At 72.4% G+C, this 24,211-nt stretch carries 10 protein-coding genes; 3 read left to right on the forward strand and 7 right to left on the reverse strand.

All coding sequences use genetic code 11. From position 1 onward, the window contains the following. Window positions 1-135 precede the first annotated feature (135 nt). Window positions 136-2,241, forward strand: coding sequence for a GumC family protein (locus CSW64_RS13165; RefSeq protein WP_099622550.1), 2,106 nt, complete (start codon window positions 136-138; stop codon window positions 2,239-2,241). Here the strand turns inward: CSW64_RS13165 and kdsA are convergent. From kdsA to CSW64_RS13190, 5 genes are all read right to left on the reverse strand, one after another. Next, window positions 2,238-3,089: a 3-deoxy-8-phosphooctulonate synthase gene (kdsA, locus tag CSW64_RS13170; RefSeq protein ID WP_099622551.1), complete on the reverse strand. Its 852-nt coding sequence runs from the start codon at window positions 3,087-3,089 to the stop codon at window positions 2,238-2,240. The genes CSW64_RS13165 and kdsA overlap by 4 nt on opposite strands. A 53-nt stretch (window positions 3,090-3,142) precedes the next feature. Beyond that, window positions 3,143-4,144, reverse strand: coding sequence for a cupin-like domain-containing protein (locus CSW64_RS13175; protein ID WP_099622552.1), 1,002 nt, complete (start codon window positions 4,142-4,144; stop codon window positions 3,143-3,145). A gap of 205 nt (window positions 4,145-4,349) precedes the next feature. After that, window positions 4,350-4,469, reverse strand: a complete 120-nt coding sequence (cydX, locus tag CSW64_RS13180) for a cytochrome bd-I oxidase subunit CydX (protein ID WP_099622553.1) — start codon at window positions 4,467-4,469, stop codon at window positions 4,350-4,352. 18 nt (window positions 4,470-4,487) lie between these two features. Then, window positions 4,488-5,636, reverse strand: coding sequence for a cytochrome d ubiquinol oxidase subunit II (cydB, locus tag CSW64_RS13185; RefSeq protein ID WP_099624235.1), 1,149 nt, complete (start codon window positions 5,634-5,636; stop codon window positions 4,488-4,490). A gap of 30 nt (window positions 5,637-5,666) precedes the next feature. Continuing rightward, window positions 5,667-7,229 carry a cytochrome ubiquinol oxidase subunit I gene (locus CSW64_RS13190; protein WP_099622554.1) on the reverse strand — a complete coding sequence of 521 codons (1,563 nt, stop codon included), beginning with the start codon at window positions 7,227-7,229 and terminating at the stop codon, window positions 5,667-5,669. 129 nt (window positions 7,230-7,358) lie between these two features. Here CSW64_RS13190 and cydD point away from each other — a divergent pair, with 129 nt between their 5' ends. Beyond that, window positions 7,359-9,002 (forward strand): thiol reductant ABC exporter subunit CydD, encoded by a 1,644-nt coding sequence (gene cydD / locus CSW64_RS13195; RefSeq protein ID WP_425430344.1) that lies wholly within the window; start codon window positions 7,359-7,361, stop codon window positions 9,000-9,002. Beyond that, a complete protein-coding gene (locus CSW64_RS13200) occupies window positions 8,999-10,630 on the forward strand; it encodes an amino acid ABC transporter ATP-binding/permease protein (protein WP_245863691.1) in 1,632 nt (543 codons plus the stop codon). The genes cydD and CSW64_RS13200 overlap by 4 nt, the downstream gene beginning before the upstream one ends. Here the strand turns inward: CSW64_RS13200 and CSW64_RS13205 are convergent. Both CSW64_RS13205 and CSW64_RS13210 read right to left on the reverse strand, forming a co-directional pair. Beyond that, on the reverse strand, window positions 10,617-11,750 hold the full coding sequence (locus tag CSW64_RS13205; protein ID WP_099622556.1) for a patatin-like phospholipase family protein: 1,134 nt from the start codon (window positions 11,748-11,750) through the stop codon (window positions 10,617-10,619). The genes CSW64_RS13200 and CSW64_RS13205 overlap by 14 nt on opposite strands. 96 nt (window positions 11,751-11,846) lie before the next feature. After that, window positions 11,847-24,095 carry an autotransporter outer membrane beta-barrel domain-containing protein gene (locus CSW64_RS13210; protein ID WP_150131407.1) on the reverse strand — a complete coding sequence of 4,083 codons (12,249 nt, stop codon included), beginning with the start codon at window positions 24,093-24,095 and terminating at the stop codon, window positions 11,847-11,849. Window positions 24,096-24,211: the final 116 nt, after the last annotated feature.

Genomic DNA, 24,211 nt, shown 5'->3' on the forward strand with positions numbered 1-24,211 from the left:
TGTCCCCGCAAACGGCAGGGAATGCAAAGCCGCGCCGCCGTTCTGCTAGACTTGAGCATCGTTCGCTGATTCCCCCGTCCGCAGCATGGCGACCGCGGCGTTTGGACAGGAAATGCCCAGCCCCCGAGCCTCGCGTTGACCGATCGGACCTATTCAGACGCCGGACCGTCGCGTCCCGCCAGCCGGGCGGGATTCACGGCGCGCGATCTGCTGACTCCGGCGTTCTACTACTGGAAGCCGGCGCTTCTGGTGTTCCTGATCCCGGTCATCCTGGCGCTGATGCTCGCGGCGATCGCCAAGCCGATCTACACCGCGCAGTCGCGACTGCTGATCCTGCCGGGCGACGACTACGTCTTCCGCGGCGGCGTCGCCGGCAACGGACCCAGCCAGGTCTTCGACCGCGCCCAGATCGTCAACGCCGAGATCGAGATCCTGAAGTCGCGAGACCTGCAGGAGCGGGCCATCCGCGCCGTCGGCATGCAGCGCGTCTATCCGGCCTTCCCCGACACCCAGCGCGGCATGGACCAGGCGCTGGAGCGGCTGTCGAAGGACCTGCGGATCGAGAACGTTCCCGCGTCCAACGTCATCGAGCTGCATCTGAGGCACCGTGACGCGCGCATCTCGGCGGACCTGCTGAACCGGCTGGTGGAGCTCTACATCCGCGATCGGCGCGACGTGTTCGAGCGCTCCGACGTGAAGGCCGCCCGCGAGCAGCAGGCGGACCTGCAGATGCGGCTGTCCGGCGTCGAGGACCGCATCGCCGCCTTCTCGAACGAACATCAGCTGGGCGACTACAATCAGGAACTGATCGCGGTCCAGACCCAGCAGACCGCCCTCGCCGGCCAGATCCACAGCCTGGACCAGCAGCTGTCGGCCGCGGGCGGGCGGGCGGGTCGGCTGGCGGGCGAGATCCGCAGCGCCCCGCGCGAGATCACTCTGAACATCGACTCCGCCCGCTCGCAGCAGGTCGAGTCCCTGACCACGGCCCTGATGGCCCTCAAGGAGCAGCGACGGGTGGCGGCCGCCCGCTATCGCGACGGCTATCCGCTGGTCGCCGAGCTGGATCGCCAGATCGCCGGCCTGGAGGGCGCGATCGAGGCCGCGCCGCCGCAGCAGACCGCCCTGGTCCGCCGCGGGGCCAACCCGGTCTACCAGGAGCTCGACACCCAACTGGCCACCACCCGCGGCGAGGCGGCGGCGCTGGAGGCGGCGCGGGCCAAGGCGGCCCAGTCGCTGGGGGCCAACGGCGAACGCCTGGCGCAGCTGATCCGCATCGGGCCGCAGTACCGCGAACTGCTGCGCGACCGGGCCCTGCTCGAAGGGGCCTATCAGGACATCGCGCGGCGCAGTGAAGACGTGCGTCTCGAAGGCGCCCTGGCCGGGGCCCAGGCCAACGTCCGGATCATCCAGCGCGCCGAGCCGCCGACCAAGGGTCGCGCCGGCCGCCTGATCCTGCTGGCGGCCGGCGTGGTGCTGGGCGGACTGGCCGCCTTGGCCGTGATCGTGCTCTCGGCCGCGACCCAGCAGGTGATGGTCACGCCGGCCGACGTCGAGGCCAAGCTCGACCTGCCGATCCTGGCCTCCGTGCCCCAGGGCGCGAACGACGCCCCCCGCGCGCCGCTCTGGCGCCCGACGCCGGGCAGGATGACGGCCGACGACGCCAACATCCTGCATCGCCTGCTGCGCAGCGTCGCCGGCGACGGCCCCGCGGTGATGCAGTGGATCGCCGCCGACGACGGCGAAGGGGTCAGCACCCTGGCGCTGGACATGGCCCTGCACCGCGCCCAGCGATCCCGGGCCAAGGTGCTGCTGGTGGATGTCGAACCGGCGGAGCGCGGCGGCCTCGCCGACCTGCTGAAACGCGGCGGCGCCAGCCTGGAAGTCGTCTCGCGACGGGACCGCATCCTGCGGGTCAACGACAGCAATCTCTACGTCACCGCCCCTTTGAACCTGCCCGGCCGACCCCTGCCCGAGGAGCGCTGGGCGGCGCTGCTGACCGCCGCGCGCCAGACCTATCCGCTGATCGTGGTGGACAGTCCGCCGGTGCAACGCTCGGCCGCCGGCGTGCTGCTGGCGCCGCTGGCCGACCTGACGCTGGCGGTGGTGGAGGCCGAGCGGACCCGCGCCCCCGTGGTCGAGAACCTGATCCGTCGTATCGAGAGCGCCGGCGGGACGGTCTTCGGCGTGGTGCTGAACAAGCGCCGCTTCTACATCCCGCAGTTCCTCTACGCCCGGCTCTAGTTCCGGACGGCGGCGTGGACGGCCTTGAGGGTCTTCAGCAGGCCCTCGGCGGCGTCCAGCGGCAGGGCGCTGGGGCCGTCGCACAGGGCCTTGTCGGGATCGGGGTGGAATTCGAGGAACACCCCGTCGGCGCCCGCGGCCACGGCGGCCTTGGCGATGATCGGAACGCCTTCGCGACGGCCGCCGGTCGAGCCGCCGTTGGTGCGCGGATCGGCGCCCGGCAGCTGCACGGCGTGCGTCGCGTCGATGGTCACCGGCACGCCCAGCCGCTGCATCTCGCCGATCGCCAGCATGTCGACGACCAGGTTGTTGTAGCCGAACGAGCTGCCGCGCTCGCACAGGATGATGTCGAGGTCGGGCGCCGCTTCGCGCGCCTTGCTGATGATGTTCTTGCAGTCCCAGGGCGCCTGGAACTGGGCCTTCTTGACGTGTAGCCAGCCGCCGGCGGCGGCCGTGGCGCGGGCGGCGGCGACCACCAGGTCGGTCTGGCGGACCAGGAAGGCCGGCACCTGGACCAGATCGGCGACGGCGGCGACCGGCTCGGCCTGGTCGACCTCGTGCAGGTCGGTGCAGATCGGCACGTCGAGCTGCTTCTTGACCTCGGCCAGCATGGCCAGGCCATCCTTCAGGCCGGGGCCGCGATAGCTCTTGATCGACGAGCGGTTAGCCTTGTCGAAGCTGGCCTTGAACACGTAGGGCAGCCCCAGCTCGGCGGTGATCGCCTTCAGCCTGCGGCCGACCTCGAGCGCCAGGTCGAGATCCTCCAGGACGTTCAGGCCGGCGATGACGACCAGCGGCTGGCCGTCGCCGAGCGAGATGTTCCAGCGCTTGAGTTGGATGGCGGTCATCACGGAATCCCGGGTCGAAGAAGGAGGTTGGCCGCCTATACGCCAGTCCCGGCCTATCGCGCCAGCGATCGGGCGATCGCGGTCCGCACGTCGCGCAACATCTGCGGGGTCAGCTCGCCCAGCACGCCACGCCGTTTCGGCGGCAGATGCTCCGCCGCCGGGCCGTCGAGCTCGAACACATAGTGGTCGAACATCGCCTTCCAAGCCCGCCGATGCGGCTCCGGCAACGCCTTGATCGCCACCATCGCGTGGAACAGCGCCTCCTGAGGCCCGCCGCGGCCTGGCGCCGGCGGCGTCCACCAGTAGTTCACCAGCAGGTTCACCGGGTCGAGCGAGCGGACGTGATGCCACCACAGATACGGGATGTAGATGGCGTCCCCCGGCTCCAGATCGGCGACCAGCGCCGCCGCCTCGGCCTCGGCGAAACGAGGATGCGCCGCGCGGTCGGGCGCGTCGAAGTCGACCATGCTGATGGCGACGCCCGCCGGCGTCATCTCGAACGGCCCCATGTAGAGGTTGGCGACCTGCTCGGGCGGGAACAGGGTGAACCGCCGCCGGCCCGCGGCGACGCAGGCGATGTTCTCGGTCGGGTCGTGATGGGCCGCCACGATCACTCGGTTCCCCAGCCAGATCCGCGGCTCGATGGCGTTGTTCAGCAGCGGCATCGGATTGTCCGCCTCCAGGCCCGGCAGTCCCCCCCGCACCGGCAGAGACTGCAACGCCAAGGCCGGAGGACGCTCGTCGCCGGCATGGGCCAGCAGCGTCTCGAAGACCTGCGCCAGGCCCGCCGTCCCCTTGCGGAAATTGAAGCCGTTCATGGCGGCGTCGTAGAAGAAGCGCCCCGCGATCTCGGGAGGCCCCTCGAGGATCGGCGCAGGCCCGCCGGCGTCGAACCCCATCAGGTAGTCGCGCAAGGCTTCCGGCGAGCGCCGCCCCGCCTCGACGATCGGCCAGTCGCGCACGAGGCCGCGCAGGATCACGGGCCGCGCGGCCGGGATGATCTCCTGGTGAAACCGCGCCGAGGTGACGCCCTCCAGCGCTTCGATCGGCGTCATCGCCCTGCCTCCCGTCCAGAGACGGACCATAGACAGAGCGACGGGCCCGCGTCAGCCCTTAGAGCGCTCGCGCGTGGCGACGCGCCGACGGATCCAGACCGGCGTCGAACGTCGCCGCGGCCGGGTAGCTGGCGTAGCGCGGCGTCCGGCCGTCGCAGCGGCGATCAGTTCGCCCCGGTCGAGCGGCGGCGAGCGGGCGGCGGGGTCATGGTTCGGACAGGCCCTCGTCGCCTTCGTCGGCGAGACGGAATTCGTGCCAAACGCCGTTGAGGACGCCGAAGGCGACGGCCAGTCCAAGGCCGAGGATCCAGGCGAAGTACCACATGCTTCTAGCTCCCTTCGGCTAGTAGAGGTCGGGGTTGGTCTTGAGGGCGGCGGTGCTGCTGCGGCCCCACAGCACTTTGTAGACCCAGGCCGTGTAGATCAGGATCAGCGGCAGGAAGACCACGGTCCCCAGCAGCATCACGAACAGGGTCAGGTGACTGGAGGAAGCGTTCCAGACCGTCAGGCTCGAGCGCGCGTCGATCGTGCTGGGCAGGATGAACGGGAACATCGACAGGCCGACCGTCGAGATGATCCCCAGCGTCGAGGCCGAAGACCCGCCGAAGGCCAGCGCGTCCGACCGCCGCCACAGGCCGATCAGAGCGATCACGACGCCGCCGAAGCCGAGCACGGGGGCGATCAGCATCCATGGATGCCGGCCGTAGTTGTCGAGCCAGGCGCCTGGCGCGGCGGTCATCACCGCATGGAGCGGGTTGGAGGGACCATTGGCGTCGACCGCGCTCTCGATCCGGAAGCCCAGGTCGCCGAAGGCTGCGAACAGGCCGCCGATGCCGAACAGGGCCAGGCTGGCGAAAGCGGCCACGGTCCCGAAGGTCCGGGCCCGGTCGAGAACCGGGCCGCGCTCGGCCTTCACTCCCAGCCAGGCGGCGCCGTGCAAAACCAGCATGGCGACCGACAGCAGGCCGCAGATCAGGGTGAAGGGCGTGAACAGGCCGAAGAACGAGCCCTCGTAAAAGGCGCGCAGGTCGGTATCGAGCCGGAAGGGCGCGCCCTGCAGGACATTGCCGACCGCCACGCCGAACACCAGCACGGGCACGAAGCCGCCGATGAACAGCGCCCAGTCCCAGGCCGCCCGCCAGCGGGCCTCTGGCCGTTTTGAGCGGTACTTGAAGGCCACCGGCCGCAGGATCATCGCCGACAGCACCACGAACATGGCCAGGTAGAAGCCGGAGAAGCTGACGGCGTAGACCATCGGCCAGGCGGCGAAGATCGCGCCGCCGCCGAGGATGAACCAGACTTGGTTGCCTTCCCAGGTCGCGCCGATGGTGTTGATCACCATCCGGCGCTCTTCATCATTGCGGGCGACGAAGGGCAGCAGCGCGCCCACGCCCATGTCGAAGCCGTCGGTCAGAGCGAACGCGATCAGCAGCACGCCCAGCAACAGCCACCAGATCGTCCGGAGCGTCGCGTAGTCGAGGGGAAGTTCCATCATCTCAAGGTCCTTTGGAACGGGCGTGGATCAGGCGGTCGCCGGATCGAAGGCGGCGTCGTCTTCAGGCTCTGGAAGCGTGTGGGCGAACGGCCCTTTCTTGATGGCGCGGAGCATCAGCCCGACCTCGACCACGGCCAGCGCCCCATAGAAGGCGGTGAAGCCGATGATCGTGGCCCACAGCTGCGGCACGGTCAGGCTGGAGGCCCCCAAGAAGGTCGGCAGGACGCCTTCCACGGCCCAGGGCTGACGGCCGACCTCGGCCAAGACCCAGCCCATCTCCGCCGCGAGCCAAGGCAGCGGCATGGCGCAGACGACGGCCCACAGGAACCATCGGGTCTGGAAGTTCCGCCGCGTGGCCAGGATGAAGGCGACCGTGAAAATCCCGATCATCAGGAAGCCGACCCCGGCCATGATCCGGAAAGCCCAGAACATCAGCGGCACGTTGGGCACGGTGTCCCAGGCGGCCTTCTGGATCGTCGCCCGGTCCGCCTTGCGCGGATCGTCGACGTACCGCTTCAGCAGCAGGCCGTAGCCCAGGTCCCGCCGGTGCAGCTCGAAGCGGCCGCGGGCGTCAAGGTCCTTGGGATTGGCCTTGTAGGCCTCGAGGGCGTCGTAGGCCTTCACCCCGTTCTCGATCCGGTCCTCGGCCACGGCGACCAGTTCGAAGATGCCGACCACCGGCCGGTCGATGCTGCGGGTCGAGATCAGGCCCAGGACGTAGGGAATCTTGACCTCGAAATGGGTCTCGCGGTCCTTCACGCTGGGAATGCCGAAGGCGGCCAGGCCGGCCGGCGCCGGTTCGGTGCGCCACATGGCCTCCAGCGCCGCCAGCTTCATTTTCTGGTTGTCGGTCAGGGCGTAGCCGCTTTCGTCGCCCAGGACGACGACCGACAGCGACGAGGCCAGACCGAAGGCGGCCGCGACGGTGAAGGAGCGCTTGGCCACGCTCGTCCATCTGCCCCTGAGGAGGTACCAGGACGAGACGCCGAGCACGAACAGCGAGGCGATGACGTAGCCGGCGCTGACCGTGTGCACGAACTTGGCCTGGGCGACCGGATTGAACAGTACGGCCATGAAGTCGGAGACTTCCATCCGCATGGTCGCGGGATTGAAATCGGCGCCGACCGGGTTCTGCATCCAGCCGTTGGCGATGAGGATCCACAGGGCCGAGAAGTTGGTGCCGAGCGCCACCAGGAAGGTCACCGCCAGGTGCCCGACCTTGCTCAGCCGGTCCCAGCCGAAGAACATCAGCCCGACGAAGGTCGCCTCCAGGAAGAAGGCCATCAGCCCTTCCATGGCCAGCGGCGCCCCGAAGATGTCGCCGACGTAGTGGGAGTAGTAGGACCAGTTCATCCCGAACTGGAATTCCATGGTGATCCCGGTCGCCACGCCCAGCACGAAGTTGATGCCGAACAGCGTGCCCCAGAAGCGGGTGATGGTCCGCCAGATGGGGCGATTGGTCATCACATAGATGCTCTCCATGATGACCAGCAGGAACGACAGCCCCAGGGTCAGGGGCACGAACAGGAAGTGGTAGAGCGCCGTCAGAGCGAACTGAAGGCGGGATAGGTCGACGACGGCGAGGTCCATGGAAAGCTCCGCTCGGGCGGCGGCCGGTCGGTCGCCTGGGGCTTCGACTAGGCTAGTCCTCGCTGATCTTCCTTGATCTCGATCAAGGCGCCATCCGGTATTCCCCTGTATACGGGTCGAATGGCTTCAATGACGGCTCACGGCGTTCTCGACCCGCGCCAGCGCGCGTGGCTGCGCGCCGCCGCGAAACCGGGCGATCCTGCGCTGCAACTCGCCGGCGTCTGGCTGATCGTAGACGTTCTGGCCGCCATCGGCTTCGCCGGCGGCCTGGCCCGCGCCCTCGCCCTTCTGCCGCAAGGCCTTGCGGCTTCCGCGCCCTGGCTGGTCCTGGCGGCCGTCTCCCTGGCGTCGCGCGGCCTGCTGTCCGGCCTATCGGCCCGCGCCGGCGCGCGCGCCGCGGCGGAGATCAAGGCCCAGGCCCGTCGCCAGGCCGTCGGCGCACTGATCGACCGAGCCCCCGATGACGGGCGCAGCGCCGGGGAGCGGATGACGGCGGCGGTCGAAGGCGTCGAGGCGCTGGACGGCTACTTCGCTCGATTCGCGCCGGCTCGATTCGCGGCGGTTGTCGCGCCTCTTCTGGCGATCGCGGCGGTTGCGTTCGCCAGCCCGGTCAGCGCCGGCATCCTGTTGGCGACCCTGCCGCCCTTCGTCGTCGGCATGGCCCTGGCCGGCCTGGCGGCCGCGGACGCCTCACGGAAACAGTTCCAGGCGCTGGCTCGGCTGTCCGGCCTGTTCCTGGACCGGGTCCGCGCCCTGCCGTTGATCCTGGCCTTCCAGGCCGAGGAGGCCCAGAGCGGCCGCTTGGCCCGATCCGCGGACAATCTCGCCGAACGGACCATCAGCGTTCTGCGCATCGCCTTCCTGTCCACCGGGGTGATGGAGTTCTTCGCCGCCCTCTCCGTCGCCCTGGTCGCGGTCTACTGCGGCTTCAACCTGCTGGGCCTGCTGCCCTTCCCGGTTCCGGAAACCCTGGACCTGCAGCGCGCCTTCTTCGCTCTGGCCTTGGCGCCGGAAGTCTATGCTCCGATGCGCAGGCTGGCGGCGGCCTATCACGATCGCCAACTGGCCGAGGCGGCGGTTCCGGCCCTGTCGGAGCCCGTCTCCGTGACGCGGCCGACCGCGAAAGCCGTCCTGGCCACTGCGCCGGCCATCCGCTTCGAGGCCGTGCGCGTGGTCTATCCGGACACGGATCGCCCGGTGTTCGACGGCTTCGACCTCGATCTGCCGGCCGGATCGTTCACGGCTCTGACCGGCGCCAGCGGGGCCGGCAAGAGCACCCTGCTGCACCTGCTGCTCCACCTGGCGCCGCTCACCGACGGCGAGGTTCTGGTCGACGATCGCCCGATGGCCGAGGTCGGCGATCTCGCGCCGATGATCGCCTGGGTCGGACAGACGCCGCTGATCGCCGCCGGAACCCTGGCCGACAACATCGCCCTGGCCCGCCGGAACGCCACGCGCGCCGAGATCGCCGAGGTCGCCGAACGCGTCGGCCTGACCGGGGCCCTGGCCGCCCGGCCGGACGGCCTGGACGCCTGGATCGACGAGCGCGGCGGCGGTCTCTCCGGCGGCGAGCGGCGACGGCTGGCCCTGGCCCGCGCCCTGCTCAAGCCGGCTCCCATCCTCTTGCTGGACGAACCGACGGCCAATCTCGACCCGGAGGCCGCCGAGCGCCTGCTGCCGGTGATCGCCGAGGCCGCCCGCGGTCGCACGACCCTGGCCGCCACCCACAGCGAGGCTCTCGCCGCGCTGGCCGACCGCAGGGTGCGCCTGTGAGCCTGCGTCACGCGCCCGAACTGCGTCGCCTGATCGCCGAGGAGCGTCGTCGACGGCGGGGCCCTTTGCTGCTGGCCGCCGCCGCCGCGGTCGTGGTCTCGGTCGCCGCCACCGTCCTGCTGGGCCTCTCGGGCTGGTTCATCACCGGCGCCGCGCTGGCCGGCCTGGCCGGCTTGGCGGCGGTGCAGACCTTCAACTACCTGCTGCCGTCGGCGATGATCCGGCTGCTGGCCATCCTGCGCACCGCCTTCCGCTATCTGGAACGCGTCAGCGGCCATGAAGCGGCGCTCAAGGCGTTGGCCGGCCTGCGTCCAAGGCTGTTCCGCGCCCTCGCCGGCGCGCCGGCGAAGGAGGCTCTGGCCCTATCCGGCGGGGAGGCCTCCGCACGGCTGGTCCAGGACGTCGACGCCATCGAGACCCTCTTCGTGCGTCTGTCCGCTCCCTGGGCCGCCGGCGCAGCCTTGATCATCGGCGTCGCCCTCGCCGGGCTCGCCGGGCCGGCGCCGGCCGTCGCCCTGGCGGCGTTCGCGATCCTCTCGGCCGCCGCCGGACGGCTGCTGGCCGAGCGTCTGACCGCCGCGCCGGGCGCGGCCCGCCAGGTTCAGATAGGCGAGCTGAAGGACGCCGCCGCGGCGATCGCCGCCGCCGGCCCAGAACTCCGCTGCTACGGCCTGGAGGGCTGGGCCGTCGACACCCTTGATCGTCATGGCCGGGCCTTGGCCGAGACCCAGGTTGTCGGCGCCCGGGCCCAGGCGACGATCCAGACAGCGCAGTCGATCATCACGGGCCTCGGCGTCGCGACCATCTTCCTCCTGGCCGCCCCGTCGGCTCTGCCGCTCGCGGCCCTGGCCGGCCTGGCCGCCCTGGTCACGCTCGAAGCCGTGGCCGGCGCGGCCAAGGCCTTCGAGCAGGACGGCGCCGTCGCCGAGGCCGGTCGGCGGCTTGAACCCCTGTTGGCCGCCCCCGCCGCCGCCTCGGGCGATCGCCCGGACAGGCCGCCCTCGCTGGAGCTTGCCGGCCGCCGCCTGGCGCCCGGTGATCGCGTCCTGCTGGCCGGACCATCCGGCGCCGGCAAGACCATCCTGATCGAACAACTCCTCGGACTGCGCGGCGCCGATCCGGACGGCCCCAGGATCGCGGGCCAGACGCCGGCGGCTCTCGGCCCCGCTTTCTCGCGAGCCTGCTTCGCCTGGGCGCCGCAGGACGCGGCGCTGCTGGCGGGTACGGTGCGCGAGAACCTGCGGCTTGGCGCGCCGGGCGCCGACGACGAGGTCTTCTGGGCCGCCCTGCGCGACGCGGCGCTCGATCAGCGGGTGCGCGACCTGCCCCACGGCCTCGACAGCTGGATCGGCGAGAACGGCGAGCGCCTATCCGGCGGCGAGCGTCGTCGCCTGTCGCTGGCCCGCGCCCTGCTGCGTCCAGCCCCCTGGCTGCTGCTGGACGAGCCGACCGAGGGCCTGGACGCCTGGACCGAAGCGCTGGTGCTGAAGCGGCTCGCCAAACGGCTGGATCAGACCGGCCAGGGCCTGATCATCGTTTCGCATCGCGAGGTTCCCTGCGATCTGGCGCGGCGACGCGTCGAGGTCACGCCGAGGGCTATCGCGGCGATACAGGCTACCAAGGCCTGAAGCCGTCCAGCAGACCGGCGCGTTGCTCGGCGACCGGCGTGGTCCAGAGCGTCCCCGCTTCCGCGCGGGCCGCCGCCGCGTCGAAGACCCGCTTCATGCTGGCGGTGTCGAAGTTCAGCATGCTGCCGTTGTTTGGATCGTCGAGGATCGAGGTGACGCTGAGCGGCAGGTTGTGGCCGGCGCAGAAGGTCGCCGCCAGGCCCAGCGCTTGACGGTAGGAGAAGCGCAGCATGGTGTCGAAACTGCGCATCAGCACTGACGGCAGGTTCGGCTGTGTCGTCCGCGGCGCCTGTTCCAGCACGGTGTTGACGATGACGTAGACCCGCCCGCGATGCAGACGTCGGCCCAGCTTCTTCCAACGGAGCATGGCCTCCGGCATCAGGAACAGCGGCGTCGAGACGCCCCCGTCGACGTGCAGCTCCTCGAAGGCTTCGCCGTCGATCTCAATCCGGAACCGCCGCGGCGGAAACAGGCCCGGCAGGCTGGACGAGGCGATCAGCACGTCCCGGAACAGAGCGACCGCCGCTTCCCCGCCTCGTGACGCGATGGCCCCCATGTCCCAGATGACGGTCTTCTGACGGTCCAGGTCGGTGGTCGCCACCAGCAGTCGCCGCCCTGCCGCATGCTCGCGCGCCACCGCGTCGATCATCCGTTCGCCGACGAAGGGCGAGATCAACCGCTCCAGCCCCTCGGCCCGCAGCAGGCTTCCCAGCGCCGGGCCCAGCGGACCGCCGAGCAGCCGGTTGGCGTGACCGCCGATGTAGGCGTCGGCCAGTTCGTCATCCCAGTCCGAGCCGAGGAAGGCGAACGGCGCCAGCAGCGCCCCGGTGCTGACCCCGGTGACGATGGCGAAATGCGGCCGCGCGCCGGCGCGGGTCAGGCCGACCAGCGCGCCCGCCCCGAAGGCGCCGCCCGCCGCCCCGCCGGAGATGGCCAGCAGGTTGAAGTCCTCGCGTGTCCACAGCGACTTCGGCAGGGCGAGGCGGTCGGCGGCCTCGGCCAGCGACTCTTCGGCCTCGTCCACTGTCAGCCGAAGTCCGTCGAAGCCGGGAACGCCCGCTCCAGGCGGCGGCGGCAGGCGCGCCGAACCGCCCCGCCTGCGTCCCGGCCAATCCGACATCCCAGCTCCCTTTCACAAACGCCGAGGACGGCGCACGCCCCGAACCGCCTCGGGGCGGGATAGTTCCCGCCCGCGGCGTCTGGAGTAAAGGGGTCGCTAGAACTTCCACTTCGCGGTCAGGCGACCGGAGTGGTTTTCGGTCTGGTCGCCGAACTCGGCCGAGTAGCCGAACTTGATCGCGAAGCGGTCCTTATCGGTGATGTTGAAGTCGACGCCGACCCGCCAGGCCTCCTTGTCCAGCGGCGTGCCGATCATCGCCGGGTCCGCCGCAGCGTTGGACCCGACCAGACGGTAAGGCATCTCGATCCGGTCCTTGGAGCGGAAGACGCCGCCGACCGTCAGGGTCAGCGCGGCCGTGTTGGTCGGCCCCTCCGCCAGGGTGACGCCGAGCGCGATCTCGGGATTGGCGGAGCCCAGGATCATGGTTTCCGCATCGCCCCGGGCGCCCAGGCCGCCCGCGCCCTTCTCGCCGAACGCCGCCTGGCGCAGGGCCGTCGCCGCCAGATTCAGCGCCGGACGGACGAACACCCGGCCGCTGCGCAGAGTGTGCGCCAGTCGAACGTTGGCCTGGGCGTAGCTGGTGTCGAAATCCGCCCGGGCGAGCAGCGGATCGAACACGTCGATCCAGCGCTGGCTCTCCATCTGCTGCAGGCCGCCGGTGATCGAGCCTCCGATCTCCGTCCCGCCTTCGCTCAGCCGCTTGAAGCCGAGGCCGACATGGACGCCGTGGCCCTCGATCAGGCCGCGACGGCCGCCGTCGATCTTGATCTGGTCGAGGCTGTCGTAGCCGAAGCCGCCGCTGACCGTCCAACCGCCCTCGAGCGGGCGCTCGAAGCCGGCCGCGAGCCGGACGCCGCGGCTTTCGACCGCGTAGTTCTCGACATCGCCGTCACGTTCGGAGGACGCCGCTTCCATCCGGCCCCAGACACAGAGCTCGGTCACCGGAACGCCAGGAGCGCCGCAGCTGAACAGGTCGCGCGAGAAGCTGGCCGCGGAGTCGTACTGGACATGCAGAGGGGCCAGGAAGCCTTCCGGGTTCAGCTGGGTGAACACGGCGGCGTAGGTCTTCTCGTCCCCGGCCTGCATGTTGCCCAGCAGCGCCATCATCCGGCCGATGCCGCCGGACCCGCCGGCCAGGATCGCCGAGTCCATGTGGCCGCCCAGGGCCCGTTCGTTGCGGTTCAGGAAGGGCTGGCCGAAGTTGCTGACGAAGGACAGGTGGATGCCGTCGCCGTCGCCCTTGACGCTGTAGTCGAGCGCCAGGGTGTCGACGATGCTGAGGCCATTGTCGACGCCGGCGCCGCCCGTGGCGAACAGCGTCACCGGATTGGCGTTCTCCAGCCAGGTCAGGGTGATCCCGCCGCGGCCGGCGACCGTCGCGTTGCCGGTGACGTTGACCCGGTCGGACGCGTAGGGACCGAAGGCGACGTCGAAGCCCAGGTAGCCGCTGGCCGACTGGACGAAGTCGCCGTCCAGCTCGACCGTGTTGATCACCCGTGTCCCGTAGAGGAGGTTGGCGGCGCGGTCGCCGACGCTGTCCAGGTTGGCGAAACCGGCCCCCGCCGCCAGGTCCAGCGGAACTTTCGGCGCGTCCAGGCCCATCAGGAACGCGCCGTTGTTGGTGAAGGTCCCGGTCGAGCCGGCGCCCTCGCGCAGATCGATCCGGCGCATGGCGATGTAGCTGGCGCCGGTCTCGTTGACGAAGGCGTTCTGGCCGCCGCCCAGAACCAGATCGCCGACGACCAGGCCGCGGTTGCGGATGCGGTCGTTGCCCGTGGTCCCGGTCACCGCCAGACCGGAGACGGCCGAGATCGAGCCGGTGGTGCTGACCAGGTTGTTGGCGCCGCCGTCCAGCCGCACGCCCGCGCCGGCTCCGCCGCCGCCGCGGATCATGCCGCTGGACGTCAGGCTGATGTCGCCGCCGCCCAGGCTGCCCAGGCTCTGGGCGAAGACGCCCGTCGAGCCCTCGCCCGCCGCCAGCAGCTGGCCGGCGATCGCCAGGTTGATCGCCCCGCCGCGGCCCGCGCCGCCGGCGGTTCCCGCGAACGCGCCCTCGACCCAGCCGCCGCCGCCGCCCAGGCTCTGGGCGATCAGGCCATAGGCCTGGTTTCCGAAGGCCAGGATGTCGCCGGTCTGGGTGAAGGCGATCGCGCCGCCGTCGCCCGCGTTCTGGTTGCTGCGCGTGACCTGGGTCGTCGGCGCGCGGCCGAAGACCGCGCCGCCGCCGCCGCCGATCGACTGCAGGAAGACGCCGTGCGAACGGTCGCCGTCCGAGCGGATCTGGCCGGTGTTGGCCACGGTGATCGCGCCGCCGTTCCCGGTCGCGCCGCCGGTCGCGCCGAGGCGGACCTGTAGGCTGTCGACGCCGGCCGCCGAAACCTGACCGCCGCCCGCGCCGATCGACTGGACGACCAGCACCGGCGCGTCCGCGCCCGTGGACGTCAGCCCGCCGCCGTAGACGGCGTTGACGACCCCGGCGTCCAGGCCGGCGCCGCCGTTGGCCCCGAGCGCGGCGTTCAACGTGACGCCGCCGGCCGCGGTGACCGCCGCCGATCGGGCCGCCGCCGCCGGGCCGCGGTTCACCACGACGCCGGCCGAACCGCCGCCGCCGCCGATGCTCTGCAGGATCACCGCCGGCGAGAAGGCGCCCGTGGAGATGATCTCGCCCGTGTGGTTGCGGAAGACGTCGCCGCCGGTCTCGTTGCGGCCGTTCTCGCCGCCGAGGGCCAGCTCGATCGGGCCCGCCTGGGTCCCGCTCGGCGCGGTCACGTCGATCAGTCCGCGACCGCCGCCGCCGCCGATCGACTGGACCAGGGTCCCCGGCGTGTTCCGGCCGGTGGTGACGATCCGGCCGGTGTGGCCGCTGCGGATGTCGCCGCCGTTGTTGTCCTGGCCGCCGACGCCGCCGAGGGCCAGGCGCAGGTGGATCGGCGCCGCGGTCCCCGGCAGGGTCGGATCGGTGATCCCCGTGGCCAGCACGCCGCGCAGCAGCACCGAGCCGCCGCCGCCGCCGATGGCCTGGTTGAACACGCCGACGCCGTTGTCGCCGCCGACGCCGAACGTGCCGCTGGTGTTCACGGTCACCAGGCCGGCGTTCATGCCGGCGACGTTCTTGCCGCCCGCCCGGCCTTCGATGACCGGATCAGGCACGACATGCGCGCCGCCCGGGCCGACGAAGGGCACGCCCGGCAGGCCGACGATGCCGGAGAAGTCGAACTCCGCCGAGCCGCCGCCGCCGTTGATGCTCTCGGCCTTGATCGCCACCGAGCCCTTGCCGAGCACGGTGATGTCGCCGGAATGGTTGACGGTGACCGCGCCGCCCGCGCCGCCGGTTCCGCCGCCCAGGCCGCCGACCAGCACGTTGACGACGCTGTTCAGGGCGAAGGCTTCGCCGCTGCCGCTGGCGCTGAGGGCCAGGTTGGCGTTGCCGCCGCCGCCGCCGATGCTCTGGGCCACGATGCCGTGCGAGTTGGCGCCGCGGGTGATGATCCGGCCGCTGTTGGTGACGTTGACCGCGCCGCCGTCGCCGCCGTCGCCGCCCAGGCCGCCGACCGAGAGCAGCGGCGTGATCGAGTCCTTCTTGGTGATCATGGCGTTGGCCGCGATGACCATGCCGCCATTGCCGCCGCCGCCGCCGATCGACTGGGCCAGGATGCCGTGTGCGCCCGCGCCGGAGGTGTCGATCAGGCCGTCGTTGAGCACCGTCACGACCCCGGCGCTATTGCCCGAGCCGCCGGCCCCGCCGATGTTCAGCCCGGCCGCGATGCTGTCGTTCCCAGTATAGAGCGCCGTGACCGAGATCACCGACGAGCCGTTGCCGCCCCCGCCGCCCAGGCTCATGGCGAAGATGCCGTGCGCGCCGTCGCCCAGGGTGCCGATCTCGCCGGTGTTGGCGGCCGCCGTCTTCTGGTTGGTCACCGTGACGTTTCCGCCCACGCCGCCGGTTCCGCCCTTGCCGCCAAAGTTACCGACGAAGCGGTTGCTCTGGTTCGAGCCGCCGGCCACGCCGCCGACCACGTCGAGGATCAGGCCGGCGTCGCCGCCGCCGCCGCCGATGCTGTTGGCCGAGATGCCGGACGCGGCGCGTCCCTTGGTGAAGATCTGGCCGCGGTTGGTCACCTCGACCAGGCCGCCGGCGCCGCCGGTCCCGCCCGCGCCGCCGACGTTGATGTCGATCGAGTTGCTGGCGCGCGTCCCTTGCAGGCGGGCGTTGATCGCCGCGCCGCCGATGCCGCCGCCGCCGCCGATGCTCTGGGCCCGGACGCCGAACGACAGATCGCCCTCGGTGGCGATGATCCCGGTGTTGGTCACCTTCACCGCGCCCGCGTCGGCGCCCGTGCCGCCGCTGCCGCCGACGTTGATCGAGGTGGTGTTGGAGGTCGTGGTCGACGGCGTGCCGCCGACCTGGAAGGCCAGGGTCCGGGCATGGCCGCCGATGCCGCCGCCGCCGCCGATCGCCTGGGCCAGGACGCCTTCGGCGTTGTCGCCCTTGGTGTAGATGGTCCCGGCGTTCGCCACCGTGACGCCGCCCGAGGTCGCGCCCGTGCCGCCGGTTCCGCCGACACCCACGGTCAGGGCCCCGGCCGAGCGGACGATGGCGTTGCTGGCCGCGCCGCCGGCGCCGCCGCCGCCGCCGATGCTCTGGGCGAACACCCCGCGGGCCTCGTCGCCCTCGGTCAGGACCACGCCCTTGACGTCGACGTCGACGTCGCCGCCGGTCGCGCCCACGCCGCCCTCGAGGCCGACGGAGACGCTGCCGCTGTAGGACTCGGCGTTGGCGCCCTGCCCGCTGGCGCCCGAGGCGCCGACCGTCGTGGCGCTGCTCGCGCCGCCGCCGCCGCCGATGCTCTGGGCGAAAACGCCGTGCGACTTGTCGCCCTTGGTTTCCAGGCGGCCGTCGCTCTTGACCTTGACGTCGCCCGCCGCGCCGCCGGCGCCGCCCTGGCGGCCCACGGTGATGCTGAGCGCGTTCTTGGTGAGGATGCCCAGCGCCAGGTCGAGGACGGTGTTGCCGCCGCCGCCGCCGATGCTCTGGGCGCGGATCGCCGAGGCGTTGTCGCCGCCGGTGGCGATGATCCCCTTGTGCTCGACGTCGACGTCGCCGCCCGTGCCGCCGGCGCCGGTGGCGCCGCCCACGGCCAGGTTCAGGGCGTTGGCCTTGCGCAGGACGCCGAAGCCGATGTTGAAGTTGGCGTCGCCGCCGCCGCCGCCCAGCGACTGGGCGACCAGGCCGTCGCTGCCGTTTCCGGCGGTGAGCAGGTTGCCGTTGTGTTTGACGGCGACATCGTCGCCGCTGCCGGCGCCCGCCCCGGAGCCGCCGACGCTGATCAGCGCCGCCACGGTGTTGTCGCCGGCCGGGGCCACGGTGGCCGCGAAGGTGAAGTTCATGCCGGCCTTGCCGCCGCCGCCGCCGACCGACTGGGCGAACAGGGCCGCCGAATTGTCGCCGAAGGTGCGGATCAGCGCCGCCGCGCTGCTGCCGTCGCTGGCGTAGCCGCGGGTGACGGAGACCTTGCCGCCGTCTCCGCCCGAACCGCCGCTGCCGCCCACCCCGATGGCCATCGGGTTGCCGAACGGCGCGATCACGCCGGTGGCGTTGATGCCGCCGACCCCGCCGCCGCCGCCGATCGACTGCGCCAGGATGCCGTTGGCGTCGCCCGTGAACTGGACCGACTCGAAGGCGTCGCCGCCCGGCGCCGGGCTGGCCACGGCCCTGGCGTTGACGAAGATGTTGCCGGTGCTGTTCAGGGTCACGTCGCCGGCGTCCGCGCCGGTTCCGCCCGTGCCGCCCACGCCGACGCCCAGGGCGTAGCCCTTCTCGCCGCCGGCCGTGATCGCCGAGGAGACGTTCAGCCCGCCCGAGCCGCCGCCGCCGGCCACGCTCTGGACCAGCACGCCCACGGCGCCGATCCCGTCGACCATCACCTGGCCCTTCTGGACCACGTCGACGTCGCCGCTGATGTTGCCCGCGCCGCCGAAGCCGCCCAGGCCGAACGACACCGCCGGCTCCTTGGTCGACTTGTTGGCCGTGATTCCGCCCGAGACGTTGATCGCCCCGGAACCGCCGCCGCCGCCTACGCTCTGGGCCAGCAGGCCGCGCGAACGGTGGCCGCTGGCGAACAGATCCGCATCAATGTTGGCCGTGACGTCCGCGCCGGTCCCGCCGGCGCCGCCGAACCCGCCGACGCCCAGCGTCAGGGCGCCGTCCAGGGCGATGCTGCCCGAGACGTTGATGCCGCCTGCGCCGCCGCCGCCGCCGATCGATTGAGCGATCGCCGCCGAGCGGTCGTCGCCCACCGCCGTCACCTGCACCCGATCCGCGCCTGGCGCCTTGACCGTCAGATCGACCTTGCCGGCGTTCCCGCCGTCGCCGCCGAAGCCGCCGACGCCGATCGAGACAGCGCGGCTGGCCCGGCTGCCCGGGGCGGTGATCGCGATGTCGCCGGTGACGTTGACGCCGCCGGAACCGCCGCCGCCGCCGACGCTCTGCGCCAGGATGCCGTGCGAACCGTCGGCCCGCGTGCGCTTGGCCGGAATGACGAACTCGAGCGGAATGCCGAACGGCGTGAAGTCGATCTTGGTCTCCGGCGTGGTGACGTCCGAAGCCAGGCCGCGAGCGTGGACGTTGCCGGTGACCGAGGCCTTCACGTCGCCCGCGGTCCCGCCGCCGCCGCCAAAGCCGCCCAGGCCGATGCCCAGGCTGCCGGCATTGCCGCTGGTCGTGGCCGCGATGCCGCCCGAGACGTTGATCCCGCCGTTGCCGCCGCCGCCGGCCAGGCTCTGGATGATGACGCCGTCGGAATTGGCGCCGTCGGTCTGGGTGTCGCCGACGCGGGTCAGGGTCACCTTGCCGGAATTGCCGCCGTCGCCGCCGAAACCGCCGACGCCGATCACGCCTGTGCCGACCGTGCCGGTTCCCAGGGCCAGCACGCCGGAGACGTTCAGGCCGCCGTTGCCGCCGCCGCCGCCCAGGCTCTGGGCGATGACGCCGTCGGCGTTGTTTCCGGTGGTGATGTAGCGGCCGGTGACCGTGCCGGTCACATCGGTCGCGTCGCCGCCGCCACCGCCGAAGCCGCCGACGCCCAGGCCGATCGCAACCGCCGCGCTGCTGCCCGCCGTCAAGGCCAGGGAGCCAGTGACGTTCATGCCGCCCGAACCGCCCGCGCCGCCCAGGCTCTGCAGCATGGCCCCGAAGGACTCGTCGCCCAGAGTCGTGACGTCGCCCGTCAGCACGCCGGTGACCGTGGAGGCGTTCCCGCCCCCGCCGCCGAAGCCGCCCAGGCCGAAGCCGAGCACGCCGTTGGTCCCGGCGCTGATGCTGGCCCCGCCGGTGACGTTGAAGCCGCCGACCCCGCCGCCGCCGCCGACGCTTTGCAGCAGGACGCCGTGCGCCTGTTTGCCCTCGGTGCGGACGTCGCCGATGATCGAGGCGTTGACCAGCCCGGCGTCGCCGCCGCCGCCGCCGAAGCCGCCGATCCCGACGCCAATCGTGCCGGTTCCGCCGCCGCTCAGGGCCAGGCTCAGGCCGCCGGTGACGTTGAAGCCGCCGTTGCCGCCGCCGCCGCCCAGGCTCTGGTAGCTGACGCCGAAGCTGCGGTCGCCGAGGGTCAGGACGTCGCCCGTGACGCCGCCGGTGACCGCCTTGGCGTCGCCGCCGTCGCCGCCGAAGCCGCCGACGCCGACCATGATGTTGCCGGACACGCTCTTGGAGGCCGAAAGACCGCCCGAGACGTTGAACGCGCCGTTGCCGCCGCCGCCGCCGACGCTCTGGGCCAGCACGCCGGAGGCGTCCTTGCCCTTGGTCTTCACGTCGCCGGTGATCTTGGCCGAAACCGCCTCGGCGTCGCCGCCGTCGCCGCCGCCTCCGCCGACGCCGACCCCCACGTTCCCCGCGCCGCCCTTGGCCGCGGCGATGCCGCCGGTGACATTGAAGCCGCCATTGCCGCCGCCGCCGCCGATGCTCTGCGCCAGGATCGCCCGGGCGCCGTCGCCGAGCGTCAGCGCCGCCAGCAGCGTGTCGTTGGGATCGGCGACGCCCTCGTTGACCTTCAGCGTGACGATCCCGGCGTTTCCGCCGCCGCCGCCGGTTCCGCCGACGCCCACGCCGAGAGTCCCCGCGCCGCCGCCCGAGGCCGCGATGCCCGCCGTGACGTTGAAGCCGCCGTTGCCGCCCCCGCCGCCCACGCTCTGGGCGATGATGGCGTCGCTGTCCTTGCCGGCCGTCTGGGTCGCGCCGGTGACCGTCAGGGTCACGTCGCCCGACTTGCCGCCGGTTCCGCCCGAACCGCCCACGCCGACGTTGATCGTACCGGCGGCCGCGCCCGAAACGGCGATGCCGGCGGCGACATTGAAGCCGCCGTTGCCGCCCCCGCCGCCGATGCTCTGGGCCACGACGCCGTCGGACTCCGCGCCCAGGGTGGTGACGTCGCCGGTCACCGTCGCGCCGACACGCTTGCCCTCGCCGCCGCCGCCGCCGGCCCCGCCGACGCCGACCGAAATGGCCCCACCGACCGAGCTCGCGCCGCCGATGGAGCCGGACACGTTGAAGCCGCCCGAACCGCCGCCGCCGCCCACGCTCTGTGCCAGGAAGCCGTCGGACTGGTCCTTCTCGGTGAGGATCGACATGGACGAGGCGTCGACCTCGCCGCCCTCGCCGCCGCCGCCGCCGGCCCCGCCGACGCCGACCGACAGGGCGCCGCCGACCGCGCCGCCGCCGCCGATCGAACCGGACACGTTGAAGGCGCCGGACCCGCCGCCGCCGCCGATGCTCTGCACCGTCACGCCGGCAGACTGTTTGCCCTTGGTCTGGACCGCGCCCAGCGCGTCGCCCTTCACCTTGCCGCCCTTGCCGCCGCCGCCGCCGGAACCGCCGACGCCGATCGCTGCGCCCAGGCCGACAGACCCCGCGCCGCCGATCGCGCCGGAGACATTGAAGCCGCCCGAACCGCCGCCGCCGCCGACGCTCTGCACCAGCAGACCGCCGGACTGGTCGCCCTCGGTCAGGATCGTGCCGCCCGCGCCGCCGGTGACCTCGCCGCCCTCGCCGCCGCCGCCGCCGGAACCGCCGACGCCCACCGACAGGGCGCCGCCGAAGCCGCCGGCCCCGCCGACCGTTCCGGTGACGTTGAAGCCGCCCGCGCCGCCGCCGCCGCCCAGGCTCTGGACGACCACGCCGCCGGAGCGGTCGCCGCTGGTGTGGACCGGGCCGCCGACCAGGCCGGTGACCTTGCCGCCGATGCCGCCGTCGCCGCCGTAGCCGCCAACGCCCACCGCCGCTGATCCGGCCGCCTTGCCTGCGAACGAGACCGCCCCGTTGACGTTGAAGCCGCCGTTGCCGCCGCCGCCGCCAAGGCTTTGGATGACCGCGCCCCGCGCGTCGTCGCCCTTGGTCCGGATCGAGCCGTCGAACCTGGCGTCGACCAGGTCGCCCGCCCCGCCCTTGCCGCCCGCGCCGCCCAGGCCCAACGAGGCCGAGGCGGACGCCGCCCCCGCGCCGGAGCCGGCGAAGGCGATCGAGAAACCGCCCGTGCCGCCGCCGCCGCCGACGCTCTGCGCCACCAGGCCGGTCGAGAAGTTGTTCTCGGTGAAGATCGAGCCGCCGGAATCGACGGTGACCACGCCGCCCTTGCCGCCGTTGCCGGCGTCGCCGCCGAGGCCGACGGAGAAGGCCCCGGCCACCGCCGCCCCGCCCGAGAAGGCGAACGAGACGGCGAAGCCGCCGCTGCCGCCGCCGCCGCCCACGCTCTGGGCGAACAGGCCTTCGGACGCCACGCCCTTGGTGAAGATCGTCGCGTCGCCCTTGACGTCGACGATCCCGCCGTCGCCGCCGAGGCCGCCCCGGCCGCCGACCGCCGCGCTGGCGCCGACGCCGTAGCCGCCGGTGACCTGGGCCGCAAAGCCGCCGTTGCCGCCGCCGCCGCCCACGCTCTGGGCGAAGATGCCCCGCGAGCGGTCGCCTTCCGTCGAGATCAGCGGATCGACCAGGGTCGTCCCGCCGCCCGGCGCGGCGATGCTGCGCTGGCTGAGATTGACCGCGACGTCGCCGCCCTTGCCGCCGCCGCCGGCCGAACCGCCGATGGCCACCCCCGCGAACAGGCTGATCGAACCGCTGTTGCCGCCGTTGCCGCCGCCGCCGCCCACGCTCTGGGCGAAGATGCCGTGGGAGTCGGCGCCCTTGGTGAACAGGTCGCCGCTGTGATTGACGGTGACGAGGTCGGACTTGCCGCCGCCCGCGCCCTTGCCGCCGATGGTCAGGAACACGCCGCCGGTGCTGCCGCCGTCGCCGCCGCCGCCGCCCACGCTCTGAGCCTGAATGGCGCTCGACATCGCCTTGTCGGTGCGGATGACGCCGCTGTTGCTGACCGTGACCTTGCCGCCGTCGCTGGCCGTGCCGCCGGCGCCGCCGATGGTGACCAGGCCGCCGCCCGAGCCGCCGGCCCCGCCGCCGCCGCCCACGCTCTGGGCGAACACGCCGCGCGAGAAGGCCCCGTTGGTCTCGATCAGGCCGGCGTTCTCGACGGTGACCTGCCCGCCCGTGCCGCCGCCGGCGCCGGAGCCGCCCAGGGCCACCAGGCCGCCGGCGCCCGAACCCGCGCCGCCGCCGCCGCCGATCGACTGCGCCAGGATGCCGTCCGAGCCCTCGCCGCCAGTCTTGATCGAGCCCGCGCCGCCGACCTGCACCTTCACGGTCGAGCCGTTGCCGCCGCCCGCGCCGGTGCCGCCCAGGCCGACCACGCCGCCGACCGCCGAGGCCGAGCCGCCGCCGCCGCCCACGGACTGGGCGAACACGCCGCGCGCGTTCTTGCCGCCGGTCGTCACGCCGCCGTTGACGACGACCTCCACCGAGCCGCCGTTGCCGCCGCCCGATCCGTTCGCGCCGAAGGCCACGATGCCACCGGACACGCCGGCGTTGCCGCCGCTGCCGCCGATCGACTGGGCCAGGATGCCGTGTGAGGCGTCGCGGGTGGTCTGGATGTCGCCGTTGTTGGTGACCTTGACGGCGCCGCCATGACCGCCGACGGAGCCGCTGCCGCTGTTGCCGACGATGCCGTAGCTGTCGCCGCCGCCGCCTGCGCCGCCGCCCAGGCTCTGGGCCAGCAAGCCGACCGAGCCGACCCCGGTAGTGGCGATCTGACCGTTGTTGGTGACGGTGACCGAGCCGCCCTGCGCCGCTCCGCCGCCGCTGCCGCCGCCCGAGGCGATGTAGCCGGTGCCGCCGTCGCCGCCCTTGCCCGCGCGGCTCTGGGCGAAGACGCCGGCGGCGTTGTCGCCGCCGGTGACGATCTTGACGCTGGTGGTCACGGTGACCGGACCGCCGGCGCCGCCGGCGCCGCCGGCCGCGCCCTTGATGTCGACGCCGTAGCCGTCGCCCCCTTGGCCGCCGTTGCCGCCGACGCTGGAGACGATCACGCCGGGCAGGTTGTTCGACACCGTCTGGATGTCGCCCCAGTTGCCCGGATTCAGGTTGACGCCGATCGCCGGACCGGTCGCCCCCGCGCCGCCGGCCGAAGGGTTCTTGCCGATGGTGACGCAGCCGCCGAAGGCGCAGATGCGGACGCCGCCGCCGTCGGAGCCGTCGCCGCCGTTGTTGCCGTGCTGGGCGTTGGCGTAGTTGTTCAGGTCGCCCGCCGCCGGCGTGAAGGTGAAGCTGCCCGCGCCGCTGCCCGCGCCGCCCGGCGCGCCCGGCGTCGGCGCGCCGTTGATCGCGCCCGACAGATTGGTGACCACGGCCTGGGACGAGGTCGCGTTGGTGCTCAGGTTCTTGACGGTGACCGAGACGACCTGGTTGTCGGAGTCCTTGGTGACCGCCGTGATCTCGTAGTTGACCGGGTTGGCCGGATCCGTGGTGCTGTCGGTGAAGGTCTGGCCGACGGTCTGGGCCAGCAGAATGAAGTTGCCCTGGTTGGTCCGCACCAGCACCGGGCTGATCTGCTCGACCACCGTCTCATTGTTGTTGGTGACCGGGTTCAGCACCGAATCGCCGACAGCGGCGGCAGCCAGCTGCGGCGCGGCGACCGTCGCCGAAGCGGCGATGATCACCCCGATCCGGCGAAGCGCCCGCCGGAAGCGATCGACACGCGCCGCAGCGCCCCGACGGCGAGCCGGCGCGGCCTGGCCGCGAACCGGATCGGCGAGCGCGTCCGAGAGACGGCCCAGAGCGCGGGACAGCGCCAGGGCGTCCGGCCGCCGCTTGGCCTCGACCAGCTGTATCAATTCGAGAATCTGGGCCCGAGCCCGATCCCGCTCGACCTTCGGCAGCCCGTCCGCGACGACTCGCCCTGCGAGTTGGTCCACTAGAGCGGCGATACGCTCGAACCTGGAAGCCTGCACAGTCATAACGGTCATCGCGGCTGGTCCCCGGGAAACGCGACAGAGAACGGGGATATGCGATGTGCGCCAACAGGTTTCGCGCGTGAGTTTAGCTCACCGCGTCCGCCCAGGCTTCAAACGCCCCCCGGCGC

Source organism: Caulobacter mirabilis (assembly GCF_002749615.1).
Classification (GTDB): domain Bacteria; phylum Pseudomonadota; class Alphaproteobacteria; order Caulobacterales; family Caulobacteraceae; genus Caulobacter; species Caulobacter mirabilis.